The sequence below is a fragment of the Pseudomonas sp. G166 genome (assembly GCF_037027455.2).
GTDB lineage: Bacteria > Pseudomonadota > Gammaproteobacteria > Pseudomonadales > Pseudomonadaceae > Aquipseudomonas.
The window spans coordinates 209,524-235,497 of record NZ_CP146985.1 but is presented as its reverse complement, the minus strand read 5'-3'; the positions used below and the strand labels follow the sequence as shown (position 1 = coordinate 235,497).

Below are 25,974 nucleotides of genomic sequence, written 5' to 3'. Positions count from 1 at the left end.
TGCCCACTATATTTTTAGAGTTCTCAGGCCTGCACTTGGCTGATGCCGACCTGCTGTAAAGCCATTGCCAAGCCGTCGACCTGACGTTGCTCCATGTTCTTGAGGTGCTCCAGCTGCTGGCCCAGGGTCGGCGCGCCGAACAGCCCGCGCGCGCCTTGGGAACCATCGCCGCCCTGCATCGACTGGCTGCCAAAGGCGTCCATCGATTCACTTTCGGAACCGGTGTCGCGATTGAACAGGCCCGAGATGGTGCTGCTGCCAAACACCCCGCCATCGCCACCCCCAAAGCCCAGGAAGCCTTGGCCGGAGCCATCACCCGCGGCGTCGCTGCTGAAAACCTGGGCGATATAGCTCGGCGCCAATTCGCCACGGTTGATGAAAATATCCCCTATCGGCCGAAGGCCACCGCCCACGTCCCGTTGTTCGAACAGTGGCGGGAAGCCCAGCGGCGTGCCAAGGTCGCCCGTCGGTGGCGTGAAGACGATTGGCTGCAATGGCACCTCGGACGGTGGAATGACCGTCACAGGGTCCGATGTCAGGAACTCCGGCGGCGGCTTCACATCGTTGGGCACCACGGTATCGATCGCATAATTGTTCGACACCGCCACGCTGGCCCCGGCGTTGCCCGACAGGTCGCTGACGTTGCTGGTGTCCAGGGCGATGAAGTTGCTCGGGTCGGTGAGATTCACCGTTGGGGTGAATGTCGCCGTCCAGGTCCTGCCGCCGTCGCTGGTGGTCAGGTTGGTCAGTTCACCGTTGGTGACGCTGAGGTCCGACAAGTCAAAATCCGTCACTGCTTCGCTGAAGGTGAAGGTCACCTGGGTCGTCTCGCCCACCGTCAGGTTCGGGTCGGCGACCACGATGGTCGCGGTCGGCCGGGTGGCGTCGAGGGCGTAGTTGGCAGAGATCGCGATACCCACGCCGGCGTTGCCGGCGATGTCCTGCACAGTGCTGGCGTCGAGCAGGATCAGGTTGGTGGCATCGTTGACGCCGGCAGTTGGCGTCAAGGTCGCGGTCCAGGTCAGGCCGCCATCATTGCTGGCAAGATTGGACAATACGCCATTGGCGACACTCAGATCCGACAAGTCGAAACCGGACACCGCCTCGGTGAAGCTGATAGTCACCGTCGTGCTCTGGCCGATGCCCAGAGTGGTGTCACCCACAGTGATGGTGGCGCCAGGGCGAACCGTGTCGATCGCGTAGTTGTTGGAGTCCACCACGCCGACACCGCTGTTCCCCGAGACATTGACCACCCCGCTGGTGTCCAGGCTGATCAGGTTGCTGGTGTCGGTGATGTTGCTTGCCGGGGTAAACGTGGCCGTCCAGGTCACACCGCCATCGGTGGACGAGACGTTGCTCAACGTGCCATTGCTGACACTCAGGTCGGCATTGTCGAACCCGCTGACCGCTTCCGAGAAGGTGATGGTCACCAGTGAGGTTTCCCCCACCTTGAGTGCGTTGTCGGCGACCACGATCGTAGCCGTCGGTACCTGCGTCTCGACCACATAGTTGGCCGAGTCGGTCGTGCCTGTCCCGGTATTGCCAGCCGCGTCGCTCACGCCGGTATTGTCCAGGGTGATCAGGTTACTGGCGTCGGTCACGCCCAGGGTCGGCGTGAAGGTCGCGGTCCAGGTCAGGCCGCCATCGCTGCTGCTGACTGCGCTCAACGTGCCGTTGGCGACGCTCAGGTCAGCGTTGCTGAAACCGGTCACCGCCTCGCTGAACGTGATGGTCACCTGGGCGGTTTCACCCGGTTTCAACACCGAATCGCTCAGCACGATGGTGGCGGTCGGACGCTGGCTGTCGAGCGCATAGTTGTTGGAGCTGGCAGAGTCGGTGTTGATGTTGCCCGCCAGGTCGACGACGCTTCCGGAATTAAGCGTGATGACATTGCTGGTATCGAAGACGCCATTGGTCGGCGTGAAGGTTGCGGTCCAGGTGATGCCGCCGTCGCTGCTGCTCAGCCCCGAGATCACACCGTTGGCGACCGTCAGGTCGGCACTGGTGAACGCCGTCACCGCCTCGCTGAAGGTGATGGTCACCAGCGAGGTTTCGCCCGCGGCAATGGCCGTGTCGGCGACGACAATGGTCGCCGTTGGACGTACGGTGTCGACGACGTAGTTGTTCGAATCGGTGGTGCCCACGCCCGCGTTGCCCGCGCCGTTGATCAAGCCGGTATTGTCCAGGGTGATCACGTTGCTGGTATCGGAAATGCTCGCGCTCGGCGTGAACGTGGCTGTCCAGGTCACGCCGCCGTCGGTGCTGCTCATGGTGCTGAGTGTGCCGTTACTGACGGTCAGGTCCGAATTGTCGAAGCCGCTGACCGCCGAGTTGAACGTCACGGTGACCAGTGAGGTCTCGCCGATACTCAGCGTGCTATCGGCAATCACGATGGTCGCCGTCGGAACGTTGGTGTCGACCTGGTAGTTGTTGGAGTTGGTGGTGCCGGAACCGCTGTTGCCCGCCGCATCGCTGACCCCGGTGTTGTTCAGGGTGATGACGTTGGACGTGTCGCTGACCCCGAGGGCCGGGGTGAAGGTGGCCGTCCAGGTGATGCCACCATCACTGCTGCTGACCGCACTCAGCGTACCGTTGGCGACGCTCAGGTCGGAATTGTCGAAACCCGTCACCGCTTCGGAGAAAGTGATGGTGACCAGCGAGGTTTCACCGACACTCAGTGCCGTATCGGCGACCACGATGGTCGCGGTCGGGCGCAGCGTGTCGACGACGTAGTTGTTGGAGTCGGTGGTACCGCTGCCGGTATTGCCCGCGCCATCCACCACGCCCATGTTATTGAGCGTGATCAGGTTGGTGGCATCGCTGATGCCAGCGCTGGGCGTGAAGGTCGCGGTGTAGGTGATGTTGTCGCTGGTGCTCAGCCCGCTCAGGCTGCCGTTGGCCACGGTCAGGTCGGCCAGGGTAAAGCCGGTCACCGCCTCGTTGAAGGTGATGGTCACCAGCGAGGTTTCGCCTACGGCAATGGCCGTATCGGCGACCACGATGGTGGCGGTCGGGCGCGCGGTATCGATGGCGTAGTTGTTCGAGTCGGTGGTCCCGCTGCCAGCGTTGCCCGCCGAGTCCACAACCCCGGTGTTATCCAGGGTGATCAGGTTGGTGGTGTCGCTGACGCTGGCACTTGGCGTAAGCGTGCCGGTCCAGGTAATGCCGCCATCGCCGGTGCTCAATCCGGTGATTGTACCGTTGGCGACCGTCAGGTCGGCGGTGGTAAAGCCTGTCACCGCTTCGTTGAAGGTGATGGTTACCTGGGAGGTTTCGCCAACGCTCAAGGCATTGTCGGCCACGACGATAGTCGCGGTCGGACGCTGGGTGTCGACGGCATAGTTGTTGGAGCTGGTGGTACCGGTGCCGGTGTTGCCGGCCGCGTCCACAATGCCGGTATTGGCCAGAACGATCAGGTTGGTGGCATCGGTGATACTGGCGCTCGGGGTGAGCGTCGCGGTCCAGGTGATCCCGCCGTCGCTGCTGCTCAGCCCACTCAGGCTGCCGTTGGCCACGGTCATGTCGGCCAGAGTGAAACCGGTCACGGCCTCGCTGAAGGTGATCGTCACCAGCGAGGTTTCGCCGATCCTCAGCGCGGTATCGGCCACCACGATGGTGGCGGTGGGGCGTAGCGTGTCGATCGCGTAGTTGTTCGAGTCGGTGGTACCGCTGCCGGTGTTTCCAGACAAGTCGGCAATGCCGGTGTTATCCAGGGTGATCAGGTTGGTGGTGTCGCTGACGCTGGCACTTGGCGTGAGCGTGCCGGTCCAGGTAATACCGCCGTCGCCGCTGCTCAGGCCGGTAACCGTGCCATTGGCGACCGTCAGGTCGGCAGTGGTGAAACCACTCACCGCCTCGTTGAAGGTGATGGTCACCAGCGAAGTTTCGCCGACACTCAACGCGGTGTCAGCTACCACGATCGTCGCGGTCGGACGCTGGGTGTCGATAGCGTAGTTGTTGGAGTTGGTGGTACCCACGCCAGCGTTGCCACTCAAGTCCGCAACGCCGGTGTTGTTGAGGATCACCAGATTGGTGGTGTCAGTAATGGCCGCGTCCGGGGTCAGGGTTGCCGTCCAGGTGATACCGCCGTCGCTGCTGCTCAAGCCGCTGAGCGAGCCGTTGGCCACCGTCAAGTCAGCGGTGGTAAACCCACTGACGGCCTCGGAGAAAGTGATGGTCACCAGCGAGGTTTCACCAACCTTGAGAGCGGTATCGGCCACCACGATGGACGCCGTGGGCGCCACGGTGTCGTTGACCACGTAATTGTTCGAGTCGGTGGTGCCCACGCCAGCGTTGCCGGCCAGGTCGGCAACGCCCGTGTTATTGAGGGTGATGACGTTGGTGGTATCGGCGATGTTGCTGGCCGCGGTCAGCGTACCGATCCAGGTAATGCCGCCGTCGCCACTGGTGAAGGTGCCGACGCTACCGTTCTGCACCGTCAGGTCTGCTGCGGTGAGGCCAGTCACGGCCTCGGAGAAGGTGATGGTCACCGTCGACGTAGCGCCGGAGTTCAGGCTGGTATTGGCCACCACGACGGTCGCGGTGGGCGGCGTCTCGTCCGGCACATAGTTGGTGTTGATGGTGCCGCCATCGCCGTAGACGTTGGACACCGACGCCGGCGAAACACCAGCGGTACCCGCACTCGTGCCACCCACGCCACTGCCACCGACGTTGCCGGCCAGGGCCGCGAAGTTGGCTGCGGTGATCAGGATCGAGCCTTTGTTCCAGATGGCGCCGACACCAACGCCGCCGGCACCGCCCGTGTGGTTGTAGCCGCCACCGGCGCCACCGCCACCACCGCCGCCGCCCGCGCCGATGTTGTTGGAAATCACCGAGTTACCGATGATCCGCAGGGTCGCGCCGGTATCGTTATAAATACCACCGACCGCTCCGCCACCAGCACCGCCGATGTCGTTATAGCCATCGCCACCACCACCGCCGCCGATAGACAGCGCACCGCTGACGGCCGTACCGCCCGCGGAGCCGGTGCTATAGCCCGGATAGGCGGAACCGCCAGCCCCACCGGTGGAGGAACCGCCACGCCCGCCCATGTTGAAGAAACCACCACCGGCACCGCCCTGCCCAGTCGAGCCGTTAGAGCCCGTGGCATTGAGGGTATCGCCGCCCTTGCCGCCGGTACCGCCAGAGATCGCGCCACCCCCGCCACCGCCACCACCGGCGTATTGCGGGGTCACGCCCCCGCCGCCGCCACCACCAGAAGCGGCGTTCGAGGTGACCGTAACGTTGCGCAGGGTCAAGGTACCGGCATTGTAGATACCACCACCCTTGGCGACGAGCGCATCGTCGCCACCGTTACCACCGTTGCCCGCCACCATGCCCCGGGTAATCACCAGGCCATCGAGGGTGGCCGTGGTGCCGGCCGTCACGTTGAGGACCTGGGTCCGGAACTGGCCATCGAGGGTGACATCGGCGACGTTATCGTTGTTGAGATCACCATCGATGGTGATGTTTCTATTGACGTCCAACACCTGGGTCAGCGCGACGGTCATGCCGGCATTGAAGGTGACGATGTCGCCGTTCTGCGCCGAGGCCAGGGCAGCGCGCAAAGAACCGACACCCGAATTGAGGTTGTTGGTGGCGGTCCAGGTGGCCAGGCCCCATTGGTATTCGCTCATGGCGTTGGCCGAGAGCACATTGGCGCTTTCGATGTTGCCGGTGGCGATTTCCAGGTCCCAGTCGCCGCCGAGGCCGGTGCGGTCGTTGGACGCCGCCACATCGCGGCCGGTCAACTGCGCCAATGAATCGACCAGACTGAGGCCACGTTCCCCTTCAGCGGTGTAGCAACCGTAGATCAGGATATCGCCACCGGCGTTCATGTCCTGGCCGATCTGCGCCAGCACGTCGCTGCGGGCCTGGACGTTGTCCGCCGACAAGTAGCTGTTGCCCAGCCACAGATCACCAGCGTTGCCGTGGGCGATGATCTGCACCGAGCTGATGCCTTGGTGGGTGTCCAGGTAATCGGCGATCTGCTGCAAGCCGTCCTTGGTAGCATCCAGCTGCACGACCTGGGTACCGGGCGCGACGCCTTCGAGCAGACTGGCGGAATCCTTGACCCGGGAATCGACAAATACCACGGTCTTGCCCGGCACGGCGGCCTGGGTAGCGTCGACCTGCCCCTGCGGTGCATGGGTGTCGGAAGCCTGGTCAGCCGTGGGTGTCTTGCCTGCATCGGCAGTGGGATGGGCGTCCGGTTGCGCGGCCTCGGCCACGGTAGCGGCCACCGCGCCGTCGAACAGCATTCGCGGCTCCAGGGACATGATCATTGGCGATGCCAGGGCCTGTGTGCCCTCGGTTACCCGCGACTTAGCTTTGCTCCACCACATGACGATCACCTGGACTCGAACTTCTTGAACACGCAAATGAAAAAAACCGCGATCAGCTGGTCGCGGCGTCGGTTTTCATACGAATGACATTGGCAGCGCTGGCGGAACCATCGCGCCAGAACGACAACTCGGCATACTTTTCAAACAGATCCGGCGGCAGCAAGGTCCGCCGAGCCTGCGGCGCGACCTTGGGCTTGACCTTGTGCAGGCCGGCAACGCCCAGGGCCTGATCGAAGGCCGGGGCGTCGTAGGTCAAATGATTGAAATCGTGCTCGAACCAGGGCTCACCGATGAATTCGTACACCAGTCGCATCACCCGCTCAGGCGCCTGGCTCAGCAGGTCGTAATCAACGATCAACAGGGACTCGGCGTTCTCGCCGTAATAGGCCTCTTTGAGCGCCGTCCAGGCGAATCCCACCAGGCGGTTGCGCTGGGCGAGGGTTTCGCAGCGGCTGTAGACGGTGTTGCGCTCATCATCGTCGTTGAACAGCTTGGTGTTCTCGAACGGATTGGCGCGGTAGAGCCGCTCCAGGCTGTCGAGTACCCAGGCGACGTTGCGCACACAAGCGATGGTCTTGGCTTGAGGAAACAGGTCGTGCAAGGCCGGCAGGCGCGCGCACCACTGACGGTTTGTATCGAAGATGACCGGTTTATCGGCTTTGTCGGCGTAGTAGGAATCGAAGAGTCCGCGCAATAGGCGGCGACGCAGGTCGGTGTCGATCACCGAGCCGAACTCACTGCCGGCACTGCATTGCTGCAGGACGCTGCTGAACAGCGAACCGACGGGGCTGGTCATGCCGGCATGGAAGCGCGGATTCTGCAGCAAAATGGCAGAAAGCAGGGTTGACCCCGACCGCGGTAAACCGGAAATAAAGTGAAACTGCGACAATCCCTTCACCGTATGTAGTCCCTTTGTAGCGCAAAGCGTAGCCGAGGAAACAATCGCCGCCTAGTAGTACTTTGATATCAAATTCATCCGAATCTGTAAAAAAGATGGACGGTATAGGCGCAATACGAACCTGAATCGATTAAGCAGATCGGCAGCATTTTTCCTCCCTTCCAACCTGCAGAATCAAACATCCCGGTCTACGCTCAGCCGTGCGTGACCAGGCCAGGGAGTGAAGAAGTCGGGCTGATCGCAATCCTCTCCCTTGGACCCTGTCGGCATTGCCAACTAAACAATCTGAAGGGATGAGGAATCTATGGAAGTCTTTATGGGCACCATCCAGCCGTTCGCCTTTAACTTCGCCCCCAATGGGTGGGCACTGTGCAACGGGCAGACACTCGGCATTTCCCAGTACCAGGCGTTGTTCTCCTTGCTCGGCACATACTACGGAGGCAACGGCACCACCAACTTCATGCTCCCCAATCTGCAAGGCCGCATGCTCTTGGGGCAAGGCAGCGGCCTGGGCCTGACGCAGCGGGTCATCGGCGAAGTCGCCGGCACCGAAAACGTCACCCCGACGCTCAACAACCTGCCCACCCACACTCACACTATGGCGGGACTCACCGCCTCCACCACCCTGCAACTGGCGAACCCGGCCAGCAACCCGGTGAATACGCCAACGGCCACCAACTCGTTCATCGGCACCTCGGGCACCGGACCGGGCGCGGCGAATATCTATTCCGACCAGATAGGCGCCTCGCCGGTACCGGTCAAGGGCGTGAGCACTACCATCGACGGCACGATTTCCCCGGCGGGCAACGGCTTGCCGCTGGCGATCATGAACCCGTTCCTGGCGATCAACTTCAGTGTCGCCTTGAATGGTCTCTTCCCGTCTCGTAACTGATGAACAGCCGGAGGGCTGCGGCCCTCCGTTTTTTGGAGTGTCGACATGCTGGAACAGGTTCATAGCCGCCATTTTCAACCGCTGCTGGGCCAGACCAGCAGCCTGACCCTGCCCGACGGCAGCTCTTTGCCGGTGCGAATCGAAAGCCTCGAAGAAACACCACGATCGAAGATGCCCAACACCGAACGCATACCGTTCAGTGTGGAGTTCAATAGCCTGGAAAGCACCGATTTCGTCGATGGCTTGTGCGCGCTGCAAGTGCCTGAACTTGGCAGGCTAGAAGGGGTGTTCGTGTCGCGGATACCGCCCATGGGACGGGATCCGGCGCTGGGGTATTTCTACATCGCATTTAACTAAAGACTGATGATCCTTTTGTGGGAGCGAGCTTGCTCGCGATGGCGGCGGCACAGCTAACATCACTTCAAACTGACCCACCGCTATCGCGAGCAAGCTCGCTCCCACAATGGATAACGGGCGAGCCAGAAACTGCTCAGTTCCCCTTCGGATACCAAACCAACCGCTCCGCCGCCGGGTTGCGTTCCTGCACTTCAAAACCCAGCGCCAGATAGTGCTGGCGAGCATGAGGGTTGCTGCTCCAGACCACGGTCGCCACCGGGCAGCGGATCTGTTGCGCGGCTTTCTGCACCCCTTGCAGCACCGCCCGACCATAACCTTTCCCACGGGCCTGGGGGATGAAGGCCAGGTACAGCACGCGGATTTCATTGGGACCAAAATCAGTGCTCAAGGCGCCAATAGCGGTGCCGAGTTTTTCCACGACGTAATGCATGGCGTTGGGGAAATTCTCGCCCAACCCTTGCTCCTGCACTTGGAATTGCTGGGCAACCACTTGCTGGACTTGCTCGTGCTCGCCGTCGATCCATTGCAGGTCTGGCCGCGCCGCCTGGTAAAGACTCTGCAAAAATGGCCCATCGCTGACCTGCGATGGCCGCACCACCAACCCCTCTGCCGCCACTGAATTCATACTCGCTCCTTAAAACCCGCTTTCCCTGACGCCCAACGCCGCCAACCGACGCCAGGCCGCTCCCAGCACCGACTCACCCTGCCCCTGCAACACCACCACACCTCGCAGCGGTTGCACCGGAGCGGACGTGTCGTCAACAGCACTCAAACGCACGCCATACTGCGCCTGCACAGGCTCGGCCCGTTGTTGCGAATCGCGACGTACAGCAATCGGCCCGTGGTGGTCGGACGTCAACGCCTGCTGTTCGACCCAGGCCACGCCGTTGGTGTCGATCTCATTCAGTTGCACGGCAATGGAGGTGTGCATCGGATCGTCAGCGATGAAACGTCCTGTGGCACCCGGCCCGACCCGCCAGAGCTCGGCTTCGGTCAAGTACCCGCGCAACCGCGAATCAGCCTGCACCACCCGCGCCAACGACTGCGTGGGCGACAACCAGCGCCCCACCGACAACTGCGGCAGCAAGTCACGTACCTGGCCGGCATGGGGCGCACGCAGCAACAGGCGTTCACGCTGGGCAACCAGCCCCCGGTATTCGGCCACCGCCTCGGCCAATTGCTGCTCGACGATGCCGGCATCGGCGGCGGTTTCGCTGCGCCCGGCCTGACGGCGCATCTGCAACTGCTGGATCTCGATTTCCCGGCGCACGATGGTCAGGCGCGAGGCCATGTCCGGCGACTCCAGCTCAATCAGCACATCGCCCTGGGCCACGGTTTGACCGTCGTGCACATTCACCTGCTTGACCCGTGCCGCCACTGGCGCATGCAAGGCACTGGCACGCCCGGCCTCGAGCATGGCCGGCACTTCCACGGCGCTGCGCCAGGGCAGTAACAACGCCAACACCAATGCCAGCAATACCAGCCCGGTCAGCATCACTCGCGGACCATGGGCCTGCTCGCGCCGGCTCCACCATTGCCGCCACTCATTCACAATGGGCATAAAGATAAACCACACCAATTCCACCAACATCAGGAAAATGCCCAGCACCTTGAAGAACAAGTGATAGACCGCCAGGGCAATGCCGAAAAACAACGCCGCGCGCCACAACCAGGACCCGTACCCCCACACCAGCAAGCGGCGGCGCATCTTCGGTGACCAGGGTTCCGGCGCTGCCGCGCCGTAGCCGAACAAGGCTTCGCGCAAACGCCAGCGACACAAGGCGAACGCGCGGCCCTGGAGGTTATCCACACCCCAGAAATCGCTGAGCAGGAAGTAGCCATCAAAGCGCATGAACGGGTTCAAATTGATGATCAGCGTGGTGATCCACGTGGCGCTGGCGAGCATGAACGCCGCCGTGCGCGCCGGCCCGTCGGGCAGCAGCGACCAGGCCAGCAACGCGATGCACGCCAGCAGCAGCTCGGCCAAGACCCCACCGGCGCCAATCAGCAAGCGCGCGCGACGATCATTGATCCTCCAGGCATCGCTGACGTCGGTATAGAACATCGGCAACAGCACCATGAACGCCACGCCCATGCTTTGCACACGACACCCGGCGCGCTTGGCCATGAAGGCATGGCCGAATTCGTGGCACAGCTTGGCGAAGAACAACGCCACCCCGAACGCCAGCGCCCCGCCCAAGCTGAACAGGTGCGGAAAGGTCGCGACGAAGCGCTGCCAATCCCGTGACACCAGGAAAATACCCAGGCCCAGGGTCAGCGGCAGGCCATAGCGCAGGATCCCCGGGCCAAACCGCGCCAACCAGGGCCAGGCGCGGTTGAGAAAAGCGTCCGGGCGCCACAATGGAATGCGAAAGAACAGGTATTGGTGCAGCAGGATCTGCCACAGGCTCTGGCGCAGGGCAGCGGTCTTGAATTGATAGCTGTCGCGCTGTTGCGGGTCCATCGCGCTGATCAGATCGTGACCGCGCAAAAAGCCCAGCAACTGCTCCAGCGATTCGCCATTGAGCGGCAGGCCCGGCTCGCGGTTCGCGGCTTGCAGCACCTGTTCCGGGTCGCCAAGGGACCAGTGCCGCAACATGCGCATCGCCGCCGCGCCAAGCTTGAAATAACGCCCGCGCACCGGGTCGGCCAGGGTCCACTGGGGCGAACCGTCCGGGTCCGACGCCGCCGGGGACAATTGCAGGTCCGGCCGCAGGCTCGGCAAGTCCATGCTACAGGCCTACGCTCTGGCGCAGCCCGGCCAGTGGCCGACGCAACAGATACAGCGCCAGCGGGGCGCGGTCACCGAAAATTTTCGCCGTGCCTCGCAAGCCGATGCGTGGCGCCGTCGCATCGAAACGTGCATCCAACCGATACGCCAGCTGCCCGGCGGCGGTGGGTTGCGCCTCGTAGGCCGAACGCTCGAGCCAGGCCAGGTGCCGTTGCAACGGGTCGCTGTCGAGAAACAGCGCCACTTGCGCTCCGGGCGCCAGGGCAATCGCATCGCCCACCGCCAGCTCGATACGCAACTCGGCCTGGTTCGGGTCGGCGATTTCCATTAACCGCTCGCCGGTCTGCACCGGTTTACCGAGCCAGCGTTCGGCATCGGCGAACACCGCAATGCCGTCGCGCTCGGCACGCACTTCGCTGCGCTTGAGCAATTCAAGCGCGTAGTTGCGCTCGGCGCGTTTCTGTTCGACACGGGCAGCCAGCAGATCGATCTTCGAACTCGACTCCGCATCGGCAAAGGAGCGTTGGGAATTGGCCTTGAGTTCCGCCTCAGCCACACCAAGCGCACGTTCGGCGACATCGGCCTGGGCCTTGAGGCTAGTGCTTTCGAAGCGCAGCAGCAGGTCACCGTTCTTGACGGCCTGGTTGGGCTTGACCAGGAACTCGGCGATCACCCCGTCCAGTGGTGCCGCCACCACCTGTCCGCCCAACGGCACCACCTCGGCCGGGGCCAGCACCGACTGGCGCACCGGAATCAACAAACCCAGCAACAGCACCGCCACCAGGGCCACCTGGCGCTTACGTGTCCAACGCAGGCGCCACGGCTTGCGCGGTTGCAGCGCCAGCCAGGCATGGCTGTAGGTGTCGCCCAGTTGCGATAGCAGTACTTGCTCGGGCGGAGTCCACGGCAGGTCGCGGGCCAGCCACAAACCGCCGAACACCTGGCCCTGATGATCGATCAATGGCAGCCAGAATACTTGGCCGGCTGACAGGCTTCGCCAGTCTGCCCGGATGGATTCGCTGACCAGATCGGCGCTAATCACCCGGGCCTGGTTCAACACTCCCTGCTTGAACAACTGCGCCACCGCCTGCTCGACGAACGCCACGAACGGCGCATTCGGTTCCACGGCACTGATGCCGGTCACGGCCTGGACCTTACCGGCGATCAATAACGCAGCGTGGCGAAACCCGAACAAGGCCTGGCCGTCGTTGACCAGGCTGTAGCTCAACTGCGCCGGCGTACGCGCGGCCCGCGTCTGGCGTTCCAGGTCGAGGAAGCGGGCAAACACCTGCTCGGCATTGCCCGTTATCGGCGCGTTCACTTGGACTCCGCGAAACGCGCGGTACCACTCATGCCGGACAGCAAGCCGCTGGCATCCGGCACGGTCGCCACCAGCAGCAGGGTTTGGCTACCCTCATCGATGCGCGCCCCCAGGCGCTTGACCGTTGCCTGCAATGGCTTGCCGGTTTCATCGGGGATAAACGTGAACGGCTGGCCGGGCTTGAGCCTGCTCATCCAGCGCGACGGCACCAGCAGATGGATCTCCAAGGTGCGGTTGTCGACCACATCCAGCAACGGCGCGCCGGCCGCCACGCTCTCATAACGCTGGACCTTGCGCGCCACCACTTGCCCGTCGAACGGAGCGATCACGCTGCAGCGCTTGACCTGAACCTGATACACCTGGGACTGCGCCTGAGTCTCGTTGAGCCGGGCCTCGGCCCGCGACACTTCAAACCGCCCGACTGATTTCAATTCCGCCAATTGCCGGTTATGCGCCAACTCTTCACCGGCACCACGGCTGGCCGCCTGGGCCGCATTGAGCTGGGCCTGATACGCCGAGCAATCGAACCGCGCCAGGGTGTCACCCTTCTTGAACGATTCGCCCTCACTGAACGGCAACTCGACGATACGCCCGGCCAACTCGCTGGCCAGCACCGCCTGATCCCGCGCCCGAAGCACCCCTCGCGCCTCGTTGCCCGACGCACTGGCCGAGACGTTGCTCTCAAGCAACGGATCGTCTGCTACAGGCGTTTGCGCCTGGGTACCGCTCGCTACAAAAGCCAATCCCACAACCCAACTACTCAAACGCCGCATGACCGTTACTCCCTGACGGATGGGCGGAGTCTACGACAGCGGTGGGGGGCGTCAAGGGAGAGGTCGTGAGAGGTGAGAAATCTGGTGGTCATACTCGACCTGTGGCGAGGGGATTTATCCCCGCTGGGCTGCGCAGCAGACCCAAAGCGATTTATTCAATTTCCCTGGCTCAACGAGGTTGTCAGGTTTCGGGACTGCTGCGCAGTCCAGCGGGGATAAATCCCCTCGCCACAGGTCGATTAACATCAGCACTTATAGCGTTGCCCCCACGGCCTCTTCCACTTAAGATGACCCCACTCAACCCCGTACGCAGAGATTAAGTTCTCTGGCCGTTGGGGTGAAAAAACCGGCCTCGGCCGGTTTTTTCGTTTCTGAGGATTGAGAACAGCCCCTGAGCTGAACGCACTCCCTCGCCACAGGTTCTGTGATCGACAGACATCGCGCAGGCCTACTCCACCAACCTCAACTCACCATCGCAATACACCACCTCACGCCCCAACCAAGCTACATCAACCTGAGGCAATACCGCCGAAGGTTTGCGCAGTTCACGCAGTAGCGTCGAGCCATGGGACAAGCGCCCGCCCATGCGCGCAATCACTGCCCGGGCGCTTTGATAGTGGGCATGACGGCCAGGGTCGAGGGTGTCTTCCAGCAGAATGTCTTCACCCAAAATGCCTTGAGCCTGACCCGGGTAGATCAAAAAGCCGCTTGCCTGCTCGGTGCCTTCACGACCGTCCTGCCAGAAGCTGCCGTCGCGGCTGCGAATGTCCGGGTGCGGCGCGAACCACTGTGCCCGGTCCCCCGTCGGCATGGCGTGGTGCAGGCGAAAGAAGATTCGCATCAGGTTGTCGCGATACCATTCGCGCACTTGCAGGTAGTAACCGCGCAAACCCGGCAGGCCGGTCGAATGGGCAACACGAATCGCCAGGGACCATTGGGGGAAGGCCTGCAATGGCAGTTCGGTCGGTGCTGGGCGTGGCGTCGCCGGGTCGGTTTCCCAGGGCAGCCGATGGGGGCTGTGTTCAAGGTCGTCATAGGCAGTCGGCGGTCGCCCCAGCAGATCGCCGCCGCTGCTGGCCAACGCCGTCGCGATGCACAGGTTGCCCTGCACCACGAACACGTAGAAGCGGGTAAACCAGTCGGCCAGTTGCTGACCGTCCGCGCCTTGTCCGGTCAGTTCGTACAGCTCTCGGTCGAAGCGTTGCAAGCCGTTTTCCAGCGTCAGCAAATGACCACGCGCAATGTGCTGCATACGCAGGAACAACGGCAACGAACGCAGCAGGCGCAGGGGCCGCCAAGGTAGATGTGGGGTGGCACCACCGACCTCACCGGCGTAGTTGCTGGCGCTGATGCCCCAGTCGGCCAAGCGGGCGAGAAACAGGTCGTTGTTGATATACGAAGCACCGCCAAACACCGCCGTGAAGGGCTCGTTGTCCTGCAACACCCGTGAATCCCAACGCGCCATGATCGCCGGGATGCTCGCCGCCGCACGACGCTGGGCGTACTCCACCAACACGCTGGGCTGCGGCGGCAGGATCTCTGCGATGTTGGCGGCGGTCAGGTGGCGGCGCCAACCGTAGTCGCTGATCGGCCGGTACTGCAGCAGCCACAGTTGCGTGCCGTCCCAGGCCCATTCAACGTCGCCGGGCACGTAGTGAAAGACCCGCAACACGCCCTGGAGAAACCGCCATAACGCCTCGGCGGTGAGGCCATGGGCTGGCTTGAATGCACCGCTGTTCCATGACTCGCCGAGACGGGAAATGATCGCCCGCTCCGGGCTCACCATGCCATCGGCCAACGACTCCAGGTGACCTTCGACCCATTCCAATTCAACTGACAGGTGACGCACGAATGCAATCCCGGACAGCCGTGGCGTGATGAAACGCTGCACCACCACTTCCTCGACACCTGCCGCACTCAACTCGGCGATGCGCGCCATCACGTTGTCCGTCGGCTCACGCAGGTAGGTGGTGCTCAAGCCGGCATTGGCTGCATCGGCCTGATCCTCCCCATAACTGGAGGAGCGTACTGCCCAGGTTGCGTTCGGCTGGCTGTCCAGGAAGCTCGGCAAGCGCGGGTCGTTGCAATCGTTGAGCGACAGCGCCGCCGGCACCGGCTGCCCAGCCAGTGCCGCCAGACGCAAGCGACCGCCTTTGGTGTGCGCAACGAACCCACGTTCGCCGGACTCCAACCACGCGGCGAATTCAGCGGGTGAGTCGATCCACGGGTAATGGCCCCAACCGGGTTTCAGGTTGATGGTCAAATCGGCACGGGCAAGAATGGCCGACCATGCCGCCGCCTGCTCGACGCCCAGCACCTTGTCCTGATCGCCCCACACCAGTTCGACCGGGTCGGTGATCCACTCCAGTAACGGCAACGCGGTGTCGGCACGCACCAAGTCCCAGTGCGGCACAAAGGCACGGCAGCGGGCATATCCAGCGCCCATGCGTTGGTAGTGCGCGGGCGTCCAGGTCTGGCGGGAAAACTTGTGGGCAAACAGCGTCGGCTTGTTCGCGAGCAACCAGTGAATGGTCTTGCGAATCGGCAACGGCGACATCAACGCCGGCAGTCGCCGCTGCCACAAAAACGCGCCCACCGGCGCCAGCAACACACTGCGGCAAAAGTGCCCCGGCCGGCGTTGCAGCGCATGCAGCACCAGCAAGGCGTTCACGCCAACCGCCATGATCGCGCTGCCCTTGTCCGTCGCCGCCAGCAACGCCTGGGCGTAGGCCGACAAGTCTTCGCAAGGGACCTGTGGGTTATTGCCAAAGCCTGGTAACTCCAATGGCACCACGTCGTAGCGTTCAAAGTGCGGCAACGCGTCATCCCACCAATCGGCGGCGCTACCGTTGCCGGCCAGCAGGTACATCCGCGGCTTGCTCATGGATGCTCCTCAGGCCAGGTCGCGCAAGGCTGCGTCGAGTGTCGGGTAGCGGAACGTATAGCCCGCCTCGACAAGACGGTTTGGCAGCACACGTTGGCCGTCGAAGAACAACTGGGCCATTTCGCCGGCCAGGGCGCGCACCGGCGCGGCGGGGATGTGGAACCACACCGGGCGCTTGAGCACCTTGCCGACGCTTTCGGCGAACAGCGCCTGGCTGACCGTTTCTGGCGCCACCAGGTTGTAGGTACCGTTCAGGCTTTCGTCATCGAAGGTGCGGGCGATGACGGCAATCACATCGTCGCGGTGCACCCAACTCATGATTTGCCGACCATCGCCCATCCGCCCGCCGAACCCCAGGCGAAACGGAATCAGCAGCGGCAGCAATGCGCCGCCCGGCCCGAACACCACGCCCAGGCGCATCACCACCTGACGCACACCCAACTCGGTGGCGGGCAACGCTGAGGCTTCCCAGCGCGCACAGAGCTCGGCCATGAAGCCATCGCCTCGGGTGGCGCTTTCATCGAGGCTTTCGCTGGCGTCACGCACGCCGTAAAACCCGATGGCAGAGGCCTGGACCCACAACGCAGGCTTGTGCCGGGCGTTCTTCAGCCAAGCCATCAACGCCTCGGTGGTATTGACCCGGCTGGCGATGAGTTGCGCCTGACGCGCAAGGCTCCAGCGTGGGCCGGCAACCGGTGCGCCCGCCAGGTTGATCACCACATCGAAGGTTTCGTCATGGCCCAGTTTGCCTAGCGAACGCAGGCAACGGGCGCGGCCGTCGAACAGATAGGCCGCTTTCAAGGGATCGCGAGCCAATACGCTGACCGTGTGCCCGGCGTCGAGCAGTTGGTTGACCAGGGTTTCACCGATAAACCCGGTGCCACCCGTGACCAGCACGCGCTTGTAGGCGCCACCGGCAAACGGGTTGGCGGGCTTGCCCGCGCGTTGCATGCGCAAGGCCGCCAACCCGTCACGAATCCCCGAAGCCGTGACGCCGATGGCGAACAAGGTCAGCAGCCAACCGCGCCAGCCCAGGTCGATCGCACTCAGGCCGGTGGGCAAACTCGACCACTGCGCCAGTTGCACACCATACAGCGCGAAGAAGGCACCGCCGTTGACCGCCAGCACCGTGTGCATGATGCGTTCGATGGGCGGCAGCTTGCGGCTCCGGTCTTCGACCACGAAGTCCCAGAGCGTCAGGCCGATCTCCAAGGCGAACAGCAAGGCGATGACAATCGCCCACGTGCCTTCAAAGGCCAAATGCGCAATGCCCAGGAACAGGATCCCGTAGAAACACGAGCGCAGGGCATGGATGGACAATTCCAACCGGGCACTGTGGCGATAGGGCAATGCAACGGTGAGTTCGTGGTGATACAGGGTATCCAGCGCACCCAGGATCGCCTGGGCGATCAGCAGGGTGATGGCCCAGTCCAGCAGTGAAAAGTCAGGCATGGTTTGAATCACTCGACGCGTTGTCAGTCAGGGATATGCGGCGGTCGTGGCGATAGAGCCAGAGCAGCGGCGGCAGTAATACGAGCAGTGCGAAGCCGTCAAACCACAGGTGCGACCAGACCCGGGCCTGGGCAGAAATCAACATGTCCTGGGGCGCCCAGAGCACGATGCCGGCGATCAACCAGCCCCAAGGCATGGCGCTCTTCAATCGATTACCGATATGGACGAGGGCGAGCATGTACAGCCCGTAGCTTTGCAACGTGGCGCCGAACAAGGCCAGCCACCAGACTTGCTGCATGCGGGCCGTTGCGGGCACCACCACGTCGGCGCCCCAGAAAGCCTGTTCGATGTTCTGCAGATAACCATCGAACAGGCCCGAATGACCGGCCCAGGTCAGCGTAGCGCCGGCGAGCAGATGCATCAGGGCGGCGGCATATAACCAAACGACCAGGGCTTTGCGAAGGGTGCTGGGAGGGGTTGGCATTCCATGTCCTGAAGGCTTGCTTGAGGGCGGCCAGTCTAAAGGAAATGCAGGGAGCTTTACTTGGCTAATAGGCTGGGCAGCGATAAATAAAATCCGCTCAAAGAGAGGCCTGCTTCTCAAGCCAGCGGGAGCAATTCCTCGCCACGGGGATCGGATTGAGGTTCAAGTGTCAGGTTGAGAGACCTGGGTGGATTGAAGATCGCTTTCGCGAGCAAGCTCGCGATGACGTCAGCCCAGACACCTCGAACTGCGGCGAGGAGTACTGATCAGCGCTGCATCCCCCAACGCTTCACCGTCACCCGCTCCAGCGAATCAAACACCAGGTTCTCCACCAGCAACCCAATCAAAATCACCACCGCCAACCCGGCAAACACCTTGTCGGTGTACAGCTCATTACGGTTCTGGAAGATGTACCAACCCAAGCCACCCTTGCCACTGGTGGCGCCGAACACCAGCTCGGCGGCGATCAGGGTACGCCAGGCAAACGCCCAGCCGATCTTCAACCCGGCGAGGATCGACGGCAGCGCGGCCGGGATCAGGATGAACAACACAAAGCGCAAACCTTTGAGCCCGTAGTTGCGCCCAGCCATGCGCAGCGTTTCCGACACGCCGAGAAAACCCGCGTACATATTCAACGCCAACGCCCACAGTACCGAATGCACCAGCACGAAAATCAGGCTGTTCTGCCCCAGGCCGAACCACAGCAGCGCCAGCGGTAGCAGGGCGATGGCCGGCAACGGATTGAACATCGACGTCAGGGTGCTGAGCACGTCGCGACCGAACTGGGTCGACACGGCCAGTGTGGTCAGGCCAAACGCCAGGACGATGCCCAGCAGGTAGCCCTTGATCAGCACCACCAGGGAAATCCACACCTTGCCCAGCAACTCGCCGCTGAGCAAACCGTCGTACAAGGCGCTGGCGGTTTGCAGGAAGCCCGGCAGCAGCAGGTCATTGTTCTGATACCGCGCCACACTCTCCCACAGCACCGCCAGCAGCAACAGGATCAGGCTTTTACGCAGCCAGCCCTGTTGCCAGAGGCGCTGGCCGAGGGGTAGCTCTCGCTCCAGCGGTACATGGGTCAACGGTTGCAGGTCGACTTCGTATTCTTCGCGAGCAGGTGATAATTGGCTCATGAAACGTTCCCCTTAGTACGCGATACGAATATCGGTGAAATCCAGCTCGCGCTCGGCTTCAAGCGGCTGGCCTTCATTGAATAGCAGCCCGTGGATGCGCCGCGCCGTATGCTGGAACCCCACGCCGCCGAGGCTGTGCAAGTCGTATTGATGGCTGTGGATTTCCGCCCGAACTCGTCCCGGGTGCGGTGACAGCAATAGGATGCGATTACCTACCACCAATGCCTCTTCGATGGAGTGAGTGACGAACAGCAAGGTGAAGCGCACCTCCTCCCAGAGCAGCAGCAATTCTTCCTGCATCTTGCGCCGGGTCAGGGCATCGAGGGCGGCGAAGGGTTCGTCCATCAGCAGGATTTTCGGTTGCATCGCCAACGCCCGGGCAATCGCGACGCGGGCCTTCATGCCTCCAGACAAAGTGTGGGGATAGGCATCGGCAAACGCCGCCAGGCCGACCTTGTCCAGATAATGCAGTGCCCGCTCCTCGGCCTCGCGACGCTTGAGCGTGCCCGACGCCAACAGTGCGAACATCACGTTCTGCTTGACGGTTTTCCACGGCGGCAGTTGGTCGAATTCCTGGAACACCACGATCCGGTCCGGCCCCGGCGCGCTGACGGTTTGCCCCTGCAAGCGAATCTCGCCTTCGCAAGGGGCGATGAAACCACCAATCGCCTTGAGCAAGGTGGACTTGCCGCAACCGGACGGGCCGAGCAGTACAAAACGATCCGCCGGGTCGACTTCGAAACTCACTTGATGGGTGGCCCGCACCACCCGCTGCGGGGTGCGGTATTCCAGGCTGACGTTATCCACCGACAACAACGCAGTGCCGGTGCGAGTGGGGTTGCTGGCCGCGAGGCCTTGCAAACGCGCGTTCATGACGATCAGCTCCCCTGCAACGGTTTGGCGTCCAGGAAGAAATAGTCTTCCCATGACGCAGGTTTGTTCTTGATCGCGCCAACGCGGAAAAGGAATTCGGCCAGCGGGTAGGTGTTTTTCGGGGTGACGGTGAATTCGATCTGCGGGTTATCGATGATCTTCAGCAAGGTCGCCCGGTCGATCTTGGCTTTGGTCACTCGCAGGTAGGTGTCCGCCGCCGCGCCCTTGTCCTTCTGGGCGAACTCGGCCGCTTCGGTCAGCGCCTCGACGAACGCCTTGTAGGTTTTCGGGTTTTCATCGCGGAATTTCTCGGTGGCGAACAGCACCGTCGGCGAATTCGGCCCAAGCACGTCGTAGGAGTTGAGCACCACGTGAACGCTGGGATTTTGCAGGGCCTGATCCTGGAAAGGCGGGTTGGAGAAATGCCCGGTCAACTCGGTGCCACCGGCAATCAACGCCGCCGTGGCGTCCGGGTGCGGAACCGCCAGGGTGTACTTGTCCAGGCGATTGAAATCCTTGTCGCCCCACTGCTTCGCGGCAGCGTATTGCAGGAACCGCGACTGCACCGAAACGCCCACCGCCGGCACCGCGATGCGGTCCTGCTCGGTGAAGTCGGCGATGGTCTTGACCTTGGGGTTGTTGCTCAACAGGTAATAGGGAAAGTTGCCCAGGGAAGCCACCGCCTTGACGTTCTGCTTGCCACGGGTGCGGTCCCAGATGGTCAGCAACGGCCCGACACCGGCCCCGGCAATGTCGATGGAGCCCGACAGCAACGCATCGTTGACGGCCGCGCCGCCGGACAACTGGGTCCAGTCGACCTTGATGTCGATGCCTTCCTGCTTGCCATGTTTTTCGATCAACTGTTGATCGCGAACCACGTTGAGCAGCAAGTAAACGATGCCGAATTGTTCGGCGATACGAATCTCACCCTCGGCGTGGGCACTGGCGGGCGCGACCAGGCTGCCGGCCAGCAAACTCAACCCCAGGCCGATGGCTGCGGCCAGCGGTGCAAAAGCAATGCGTTTGGACATGGTGATTCTCCGGACTCTGTGCACGAGGCGCAGCCGATCAGAAAGGGGCGTCGCCCTGGATGGTGGTGCGATACAGCTTGCGGCGCAGATGGCTCGGGCAACCGGCGGCCAAGTGGATCAACGAGCGGTTGTCCCAGAACACCAAGTCATGGGGCTGCCATTGATGGCGATAGATGTTCTGGGGCAGCACGCTGTGGGCATACAACTGGGCCAGCAGTGCGTTGCTCTCATCCTCCGGCAGCCCGACGATGCGGGTGGTGAACCCCTCGCTGACGAACAACGCCTTGCGCCCGGTTTCCGGGTGGGTGCGCACGATCGGATGCACCACTTCGGCGACTTGGGCCAGTTGCTCCGGCGTCAGCGTCGGGCGCCAGTTGCCTTCGAATTTGGTCTCGCTGTAGCGCGCCGTGTAGGAATGCGCCGCCGAACGGCCCTCAACCGCTTTACGCAAGGCTTCGGGCAGACCGTCCCAGGCCTTGTGCATGTCGGCGAACAGTGTGTCGCCGCCTTCGCTCGGCAGCTCTTGGGCGTGAAGCATTGAGCCGAGGCTGGGCAGTTCTTTATAGGAAAGGTCGGAGTGCCAGAACTTGCCCGCATCCCCCAGGCCGATGGATTGGCCGTTTTCGATGATGTTGGAGACGATGAGGATCTCCGGATGCCCAGCCAGCAGGAACTGCTTGAGCACATGGATTTGCAGCACGCCGAAACGGCGGCTGAAGGCGATCTGTTGTTCAGGGGTGATGCGCTGCTCGCGGAACACCACGACGTGATAGTCGAGGTGCGCACGGTGGATGCGGGCGAAGTCCTGGTCATTGACCGGTCGGGACAAGTCCAAGCCAACAATCTCGGCGCCTACGGCATCGCGGAACGGGCGGATTTCGAACGACTGCGGCGCAATGTTCGCGGTAGGTGAATCTGGAGAATAAGAGACGGCTGGCATACATCACTCCCACGCACAGCGCGCTCTACAGGCGCGCGTCGATCAAAAACTCACGGAGGTCCCGTGTCGGTTTGTGTCGTGCGGCGCGCCGATTGGTCGGCAGGTACGCAGGGGGATGACTTTAAAGGTATAAGAAAGTTAATTTAAATATTAAAAATGCATATCCATATGGCAGAACCTGTGGGAGCGAGTTTGCTCGCGATGACGGTGCGCCGGACTTTGATCGTTCCCACGCTCCGCGTGGGAATGCAGCCAGGGACGCTCTGCGTTCCAAAAGCGTGACGCGGAGCGCCACAGGAGGCATTCCCACGCGGAGCGTGGGAACGAGCGCTAGCGCTCGTGCAACGCCTCGGCCCGGGCCTTGATGATGGGCTTGAGCAGGTAGCTGAGCACGGTTTTCTTGCCGGTGATGATGTCCACCGACGCGACCATGCCGGGGATGATCAGCAGCGGCTTTTCATCGGTGCCCAGGTGGCTGCGTTCGGTGCGCAGCTTGATGATGTAGTAGGTGGTTTTCTTGTCTTCATCGGTGATGGTATCGGCACCGATCTGTTCCAGCTTGGCTTTCAGCCCGCCGTAGATGGTGTAGTCGTACGCCGTGAATTTCACCGTGGCGCTCTGGCCGGGGTGCAGGAAGGCAATGTCCTGGGGACGGATTTTCGCTTCCACCAGAATGGTGTCGTCCAGCGGCACGATTTCCACCAGGTCGCTACCGGGCTGGATCACCCCGCCGATGGTGTTCACCAGTAACTTGTTGACGATGCCGCGTACCGGCGATGTCACCAGGGTCCGGCTCACCCGATCTTCCAGGGCTTTGCCAGTGGCCTGGGCCTTGTTCAGGTCGGTGCGGGCCTCGTTGAGCTGGGTCAGAGCTTCGCTGCGGAATTTACCGCGGGTCTCGTCGATCTTGCGCTGCACTTCCTTGATCGCCGATTCGGCGCGGGGGATTGCCAGCGTCGTGGCGTCCAGTTGCCCGCGGGTTTCGACTTCGGCGCGCTTGAGCCGCAGCACTTCCACTGGCGATACCGCGCCCTGGGCCACCAGCGGCTCGGACATGTTGATTTCCTGGCGTTGCAGCGCCAGGCCGGAACGGTACTGCGCCTGCTTGGACACGAACTCGCGCAGCTCTTGCTGACGTTGGATCAACTGTTCCTGCAAGCCGCCGATTTCATCGTGCAGCTGCTGACGGCGGCTGATGTACAGCGACTCTTCGCTGGCCGCCTGGCCCGGCACCGCCTTGAGCACATCGGCCGGGAAATTCAGCGGTCGATCATCGACCTCGGCGCTCAGGCGTTCGACCCGCAACAGCATGGACAGGCGGTCAGCCTCGGTTTCGCCGACGTTGGAGACAAACCGTGTGTCATCCAAACGAATCAACGGCGCGCCGGCCTCGACAATCTGCCCTTCCTTGACGAACAGCTCGGCGACGATCCCGCCTTCCAGGTTCTGGATTTTCTGGATCTTGGACGATGGAATCGCCTTGCCGTCGCCCTTGGTCACTTCGTCGATCACAGCGAAGTTAGCCCACAGCCCGAGGAATACAAAGAAGCCGATGATTCCCCAGATGGTCAGGCGCACCACCCGTGGGGCGTCTTCGATCAAGGCCTTGTTGACTTCGGGCAGCGGTTGCCCGTGCAGCGAATCGGAGCCTTTGAAATAGCGGCCCACGGCCCCCTTCAAACCGGATTTAAGCAACACTGATCTGCCCCTTCTTCAACGCTTCCATGACAGCGGCTTTCGGGCCGTCGGCGAGAATCTGTCCACGGTCGATCACCAGCAGGCGATCCACCAGCGACAGTAAGGACGCTCGGTGCGTCACCAGCAGTACCGTCTTGTTCTCCACCACGGCGGCCAGGCGCTGTTTCAAGCGTTCTTCACCGGTGTTGTCCATGGCGCTGGTGGGCTCGTCCAGCAACAGGATGGGTGGGTTGAGCAGCAATGCGCGGGCCAGGGCGACGTTCTGGCGCTGGCCGCCGGACAGGTTCTGTCCGCGCTCGCCGACCTGCAGTTCATAGCCTTGCGGATGCAGGCGCGCGAACTCATGCACGCCCGCCAGTTCCGCGGCCTGGAGCACCAGCTCGTCTTCGACGTAACGGGCGCCGGAGGTCAGGTTGTCCCGCAGGGTACCGGCCAGCAGTTGGATGTCCTGGGGTACGTAGCCAATGTTGTAGCGCAGCTCGCTGACGTCGATCTGGCGGATGTCCACGCCGTCCACCAGCAACGCGCCGTCGTCCGGCTGGTACAAGCCCACCAGCAACTTGGCCAGGGAGCTCTTGCCCGAACCGCTGCGGCCGATGATGCCGATTTTCTCGCCCGGCTTGATCACCAGGTTGATGTTCTTCAGCGCGGCGTTCTGCTGGTTCGGGTAGGTGAAATTCAACTGACGGCATTCGACGGCGCCTTGCAAGACCTTACGGCTCAGCGGACGCTCGTCGAAATTGCGCTCCTGAGGCAGCTCCATCATCTGGTCGACCGAGGTCATGGTCACCCGCGCCTGCTGGTAGCGGGTCAGCAGGCCCGACAGCGAAGCCAATGGGCTGAGGGCGCGGCCGCTGAGCATGTAGCAGGCAACCAGCCCCCCCATGCTCAGGTTGCCAGCGATGATCAGGTACACGCCAAAGACGATCATGACCACGCCGGCCAGTTGCTGGATCAGCAAGGTGATGTTCATCGCCAGGCCGGACAGCATCTTCACCCGCAGTTCGAGGCGGCTGAGGGTGCCGATGGTCTGTTCCCACTGGTACTGGCGCTCGCTCTCGGCGTTGTTGACCTTCACTGCGTCCAGGCCAGCCAAGGTTTCGATCAGGCTGGATTGACGCTCGGCGCCCAAGGCCATGGTGCGCTCCATGGTTGCCACCAGGGGCTTCTGCAAGGCATAGCCAATCAATAGGGCAATCGGGAACGCCAGCACCGGAATCCACACCAGATGCCCGCCGATAATCGCGATGACCATGAAGATCAGCAAGGTGAACGGCAGATCGATCAGGCTGGTGAGGGTCAGCGAGGCCAGGAAGTCCCGCAGGCTCTGGAACTCATGGATGTTCTGGGCAAAGCTGCCGACCCGCGCCGGACGGTATTTCATGGACATGCCGACGATGCGCTCGAACAGCGTCGCCGAAATGATCAGGTCGGTTTTCTTGCCGGCCAGGTCCAGGCACAGGCTGCGCAGCATCTTGAGGATCAGGTCGAACACATAGGCGCCGGTGATACCGACGGCCAGCACCCACAGGGTCGATTCGGCCTGGTTCGGCACCACGCGGTCGTAGACGTTCATCACGAACAGCGGCGCGGCCATGGCGATGATGTTGATCAGCAGGCTGGCGGCGATGGCGTCGGCGTACAGCCAGCGGGATCGCTTGAGGGTGTCGCGAAACCACGAGCGCGCCCGAGGAATCAGCGTGCCGTGGTTCACGTCAAATTTATGCTGCGGCTGGGCAAAGAAGACCTTGCCAATGTAGTCATCGGCCAGCAGCTCGCGACTGACGGTAACCTCCCCACCATCGCTTTCACTGAGCAGCAGCCGCGCCTGATCGTCGCCGCTCCAGCCCAGCAGCACGGCGCTGCGACCGTCCTTGAGCAGCAACAGCGCCGGCATGGCGATGGTCGGAATTTGCTCGAGCTTGCGTTGCAGCACCCGGCCTTGCAAACCGGCACGGGCCGCCGCACGCGACAATAATTCGACGCTCAGCCGTTGCTTGGGTAGCGGCAGGCCGGTGGTGAGCATCGCCGCGCTGGCCGGCTTCTGATGCAGCATGCAGAGCGCCAGCAGACCGTCCAGCAACGGGTCGTCGTGCAGCGTGCGCGGGTCATGAACGAGTTCGACTGGACTGACTTCTGATTCCACGCTCTGCACTCTGACTG

17 protein-coding genes are annotated in these 25,974 nt (G+C 62.5%); 2 read left to right on the top strand and 15 right to left on the bottom strand.

From position 1 onward, the window contains the following. Window positions 1–23: 23 nt before the first annotated feature. Together SGN16_RS01000 and SGN16_RS00995 are read right to left on the bottom strand one after the other, a co-directional pair. Entirely contained in the window at window positions 24–6,344 is a 6,321-nt protein-coding gene (locus SGN16_RS01000) for an Ig-like domain-containing protein (RefSeq protein ID WP_335943686.1), read from the bottom strand. Window positions 6,345–6,396: 52 nt separating this feature from the next. Then, complete coding sequence (locus tag SGN16_RS00995; protein WP_210642302.1) at window positions 6,397–7,242, bottom strand: sulfotransferase; 846 nt, start codon at window positions 7,240–7,242, stop codon at window positions 6,397–6,399. A 304-nt stretch (window positions 7,243–7,546) separates the two neighbouring features. Here SGN16_RS00995 and SGN16_RS00990 point away from each other — a divergent pair, with 304 nt between their 5' ends. Together SGN16_RS00990 and SGN16_RS00985 are read left to right on the top strand one after the other, a co-directional pair. Continuing rightward, a complete protein-coding gene (locus tag SGN16_RS00990; protein WP_210642301.1) occupies window positions 7,547–8,134 on the top strand; it encodes a tail fiber protein in 588 nt (195 codons plus the stop codon). A 45-nt stretch (window positions 8,135–8,179) separates the two neighbouring features. Then, a complete protein-coding gene (locus tag SGN16_RS00985; RefSeq protein WP_210642300.1) occupies window positions 8,180–8,491 on the top strand; it encodes a hypothetical protein in 312 nt (103 codons plus the stop codon). Between the two features lie 133 nt (window positions 8,492–8,624). Here SGN16_RS00985 and SGN16_RS00980 read toward each other — a convergent pair whose 3' ends face one another. The 13 genes from SGN16_RS00980 to SGN16_RS00920 all read right to left on the bottom strand — a co-directional run bounded on the left by SGN16_RS00980 (window position 8,625) and on the right by SGN16_RS00920 (window position 25,957). Next, window positions 8,625–9,116 (bottom strand): GNAT family N-acetyltransferase, encoded by a 492-nt coding sequence (locus tag SGN16_RS00980; RefSeq protein ID WP_210642299.1) that lies wholly within the window; start codon window positions 9,114–9,116, stop codon window positions 8,625–8,627. A gap of 9 nt (window positions 9,117–9,125) precedes the next feature. Beyond that, window positions 9,126–11,222, bottom strand: coding sequence for a biotin/lipoyl-binding protein (locus tag SGN16_RS00975; RefSeq protein WP_335943685.1), 2,097 nt, complete (start codon window positions 11,220–11,222; stop codon window positions 9,126–9,128). 1 nt (window position 11,223) lies between these two features. Then, window positions 11,224–12,543, bottom strand: coding sequence for an HlyD family efflux transporter periplasmic adaptor subunit (locus tag SGN16_RS00970; RefSeq protein WP_335943684.1), 1,320 nt, complete (start codon window positions 12,541–12,543; stop codon window positions 11,224–11,226). Then, window positions 12,540–13,316, bottom strand: a complete 777-nt coding sequence (locus SGN16_RS00965; protein ID WP_335943683.1) for an efflux RND transporter periplasmic adaptor subunit — start codon at window positions 13,314–13,316, stop codon at window positions 12,540–12,542. Before SGN16_RS00965 ends, SGN16_RS00970 begins: the two co-directional genes overlap by 4 nt. 448 nt (window positions 13,317–13,764) lie before the next feature. After that, a complete protein-coding gene (locus SGN16_RS00960; protein WP_335943682.1) occupies window positions 13,765–16,200 on the bottom strand; it encodes an alpha/beta hydrolase in 2,436 nt (811 codons plus the stop codon). 9 nt (window positions 16,201–16,209) lie between these two features. Further along, window positions 16,210–17,652 carry a TIGR01777 family oxidoreductase gene (locus tag SGN16_RS00955; protein WP_210642294.1) on the bottom strand — a complete coding sequence of 481 codons (1,443 nt, stop codon included), beginning with the start codon at window positions 17,650–17,652 and terminating at the stop codon, window positions 16,210–16,212. Next, on the bottom strand, window positions 17,645–18,136 hold the full coding sequence (locus SGN16_RS00950) for a cell division protein (protein WP_335943681.1): 492 nt from the start codon (window positions 18,134–18,136) through the stop codon (window positions 17,645–17,647). Before SGN16_RS00950 ends, SGN16_RS00955 begins: the two co-directional genes overlap by 8 nt. Before the next feature lie 266 nt (window positions 18,137–18,402). Continuing rightward, window positions 18,403–19,269 (bottom strand): ABC transporter permease, encoded by an 867-nt coding sequence (locus SGN16_RS00945; RefSeq protein ID WP_335943680.1) that lies wholly within the window; start codon window positions 19,267–19,269, stop codon window positions 18,403–18,405. 12 nt (window positions 19,270–19,281) lie between these two features. After that, the gene (locus tag SGN16_RS00940; RefSeq protein WP_335943679.1) at window positions 19,282–20,142 is read right to left on the bottom strand and encodes an ABC transporter ATP-binding protein; all 861 of its coding nucleotides are present in this window, start codon (window positions 20,140–20,142) and stop codon (window positions 19,282–19,284) included. A gap of 5 nt (window positions 20,143–20,147) precedes the next feature. After that, complete coding sequence (locus tag SGN16_RS00935) at window positions 20,148–21,173, bottom strand: ABC transporter substrate-binding protein (protein ID WP_335943678.1); 1,026 nt, start codon at window positions 21,171–21,173, stop codon at window positions 20,148–20,150. Between the two features lie 37 nt (window positions 21,174–21,210). Next, the gene (locus SGN16_RS00930; RefSeq protein ID WP_210642289.1) at window positions 21,211–22,113 is read right to left on the bottom strand and encodes a TauD/TfdA family dioxygenase; all 903 of its coding nucleotides are present in this window, start codon (window positions 22,111–22,113) and stop codon (window positions 21,211–21,213) included. A 330-nt stretch (window positions 22,114–22,443) separates the two neighbouring features. Beyond that, entirely contained in the window at window positions 22,444–23,811 is a 1,368-nt protein-coding gene (locus SGN16_RS00925) for an HlyD family type I secretion periplasmic adaptor subunit (protein WP_210642288.1), read from the bottom strand. Next, complete coding sequence (locus SGN16_RS00920) at window positions 23,801–25,957, bottom strand: type I secretion system permease/ATPase (protein ID WP_210642287.1); 2,157 nt, start codon at window positions 25,955–25,957, stop codon at window positions 23,801–23,803. The genes SGN16_RS00925 and SGN16_RS00920 overlap by 11 nt, the downstream gene beginning before the upstream one ends. Between the last annotated feature and the right edge of the window lie 17 nt (window positions 25,958–25,974).

Excerpts from the sequence above, each read along its gene's own strand:
- SGN16_RS00975 (WP_335943685.1), bottom strand. The coding sequence starts at position 11,222 with ATGGACTTGCCGAGCCTGCGGCCGGACCTGCAATTGTCCCCGGCGGCG.
- SGN16_RS00950 (WP_335943681.1), bottom strand. The coding sequence starts at position 18,136 with ATGCCAACCCCTCCCAGCACCCTTCGCAAAGCCCTGGTCGTTTGGTTA.
- SGN16_RS00945 (WP_335943680.1), bottom strand. The coding sequence starts at position 19,269 with ATGAGCCAATTATCACCTGCTCGCGAAGAATACGAAGTCGACCTGCAA.
- SGN16_RS01000 (WP_335943686.1), bottom strand. The coding sequence starts at position 6,344 with ATGTGGTGGAGCAAAGCTAAGTCGCGGGTAACCGAGGGCACACAGGCC.
- SGN16_RS00985 (WP_210642300.1), top strand. The coding sequence starts at position 8,180 with ATGCTGGAACAGGTTCATAGCCGCCATTTTCAACCGCTGCTGGGCCAG.
- SGN16_RS00965 (WP_335943683.1), bottom strand. The coding sequence starts at position 13,316 with ATGCGGCGTTTGAGTAGTTGGGTTGTGGGATTGGCTTTTGTAGCGAGC.
- SGN16_RS00990 (WP_210642301.1), top strand. The coding sequence starts at position 7,547 with ATGGAAGTCTTTATGGGCACCATCCAGCCGTTCGCCTTTAACTTCGCC.
- SGN16_RS00930 (WP_210642289.1), bottom strand. The coding sequence starts at position 22,113 with ATGCCAGCCGTCTCTTATTCTCCAGATTCACCTACCGCGAACATTGCG.
- SGN16_RS00980 (WP_210642299.1), bottom strand. The coding sequence starts at position 9,116 with ATGAATTCAGTGGCGGCAGAGGGGTTGGTGGTGCGGCCATCGCAGGTC.
- SGN16_RS00940 (WP_335943679.1), bottom strand. The coding sequence starts at position 20,142 with ATGAACGCGCGTTTGCAAGGCCTCGCGGCCAGCAACCCCACTCGCACC.
- SGN16_RS00960 (WP_335943682.1), bottom strand. The coding sequence starts at position 16,200 with ATGAGCAAGCCGCGGATGTACCTGCTGGCCGGCAACGGTAGCGCCGCC.
- SGN16_RS00935 (WP_335943678.1), bottom strand. The coding sequence starts at position 21,173 with ATGTCCAAACGCATTGCTTTTGCACCGCTGGCCGCAGCCATCGGCCTG.
- SGN16_RS00955 (WP_210642294.1), bottom strand. The coding sequence starts at position 17,652 with ATGCCTGACTTTTCACTGCTGGACTGGGCCATCACCCTGCTGATCGCC.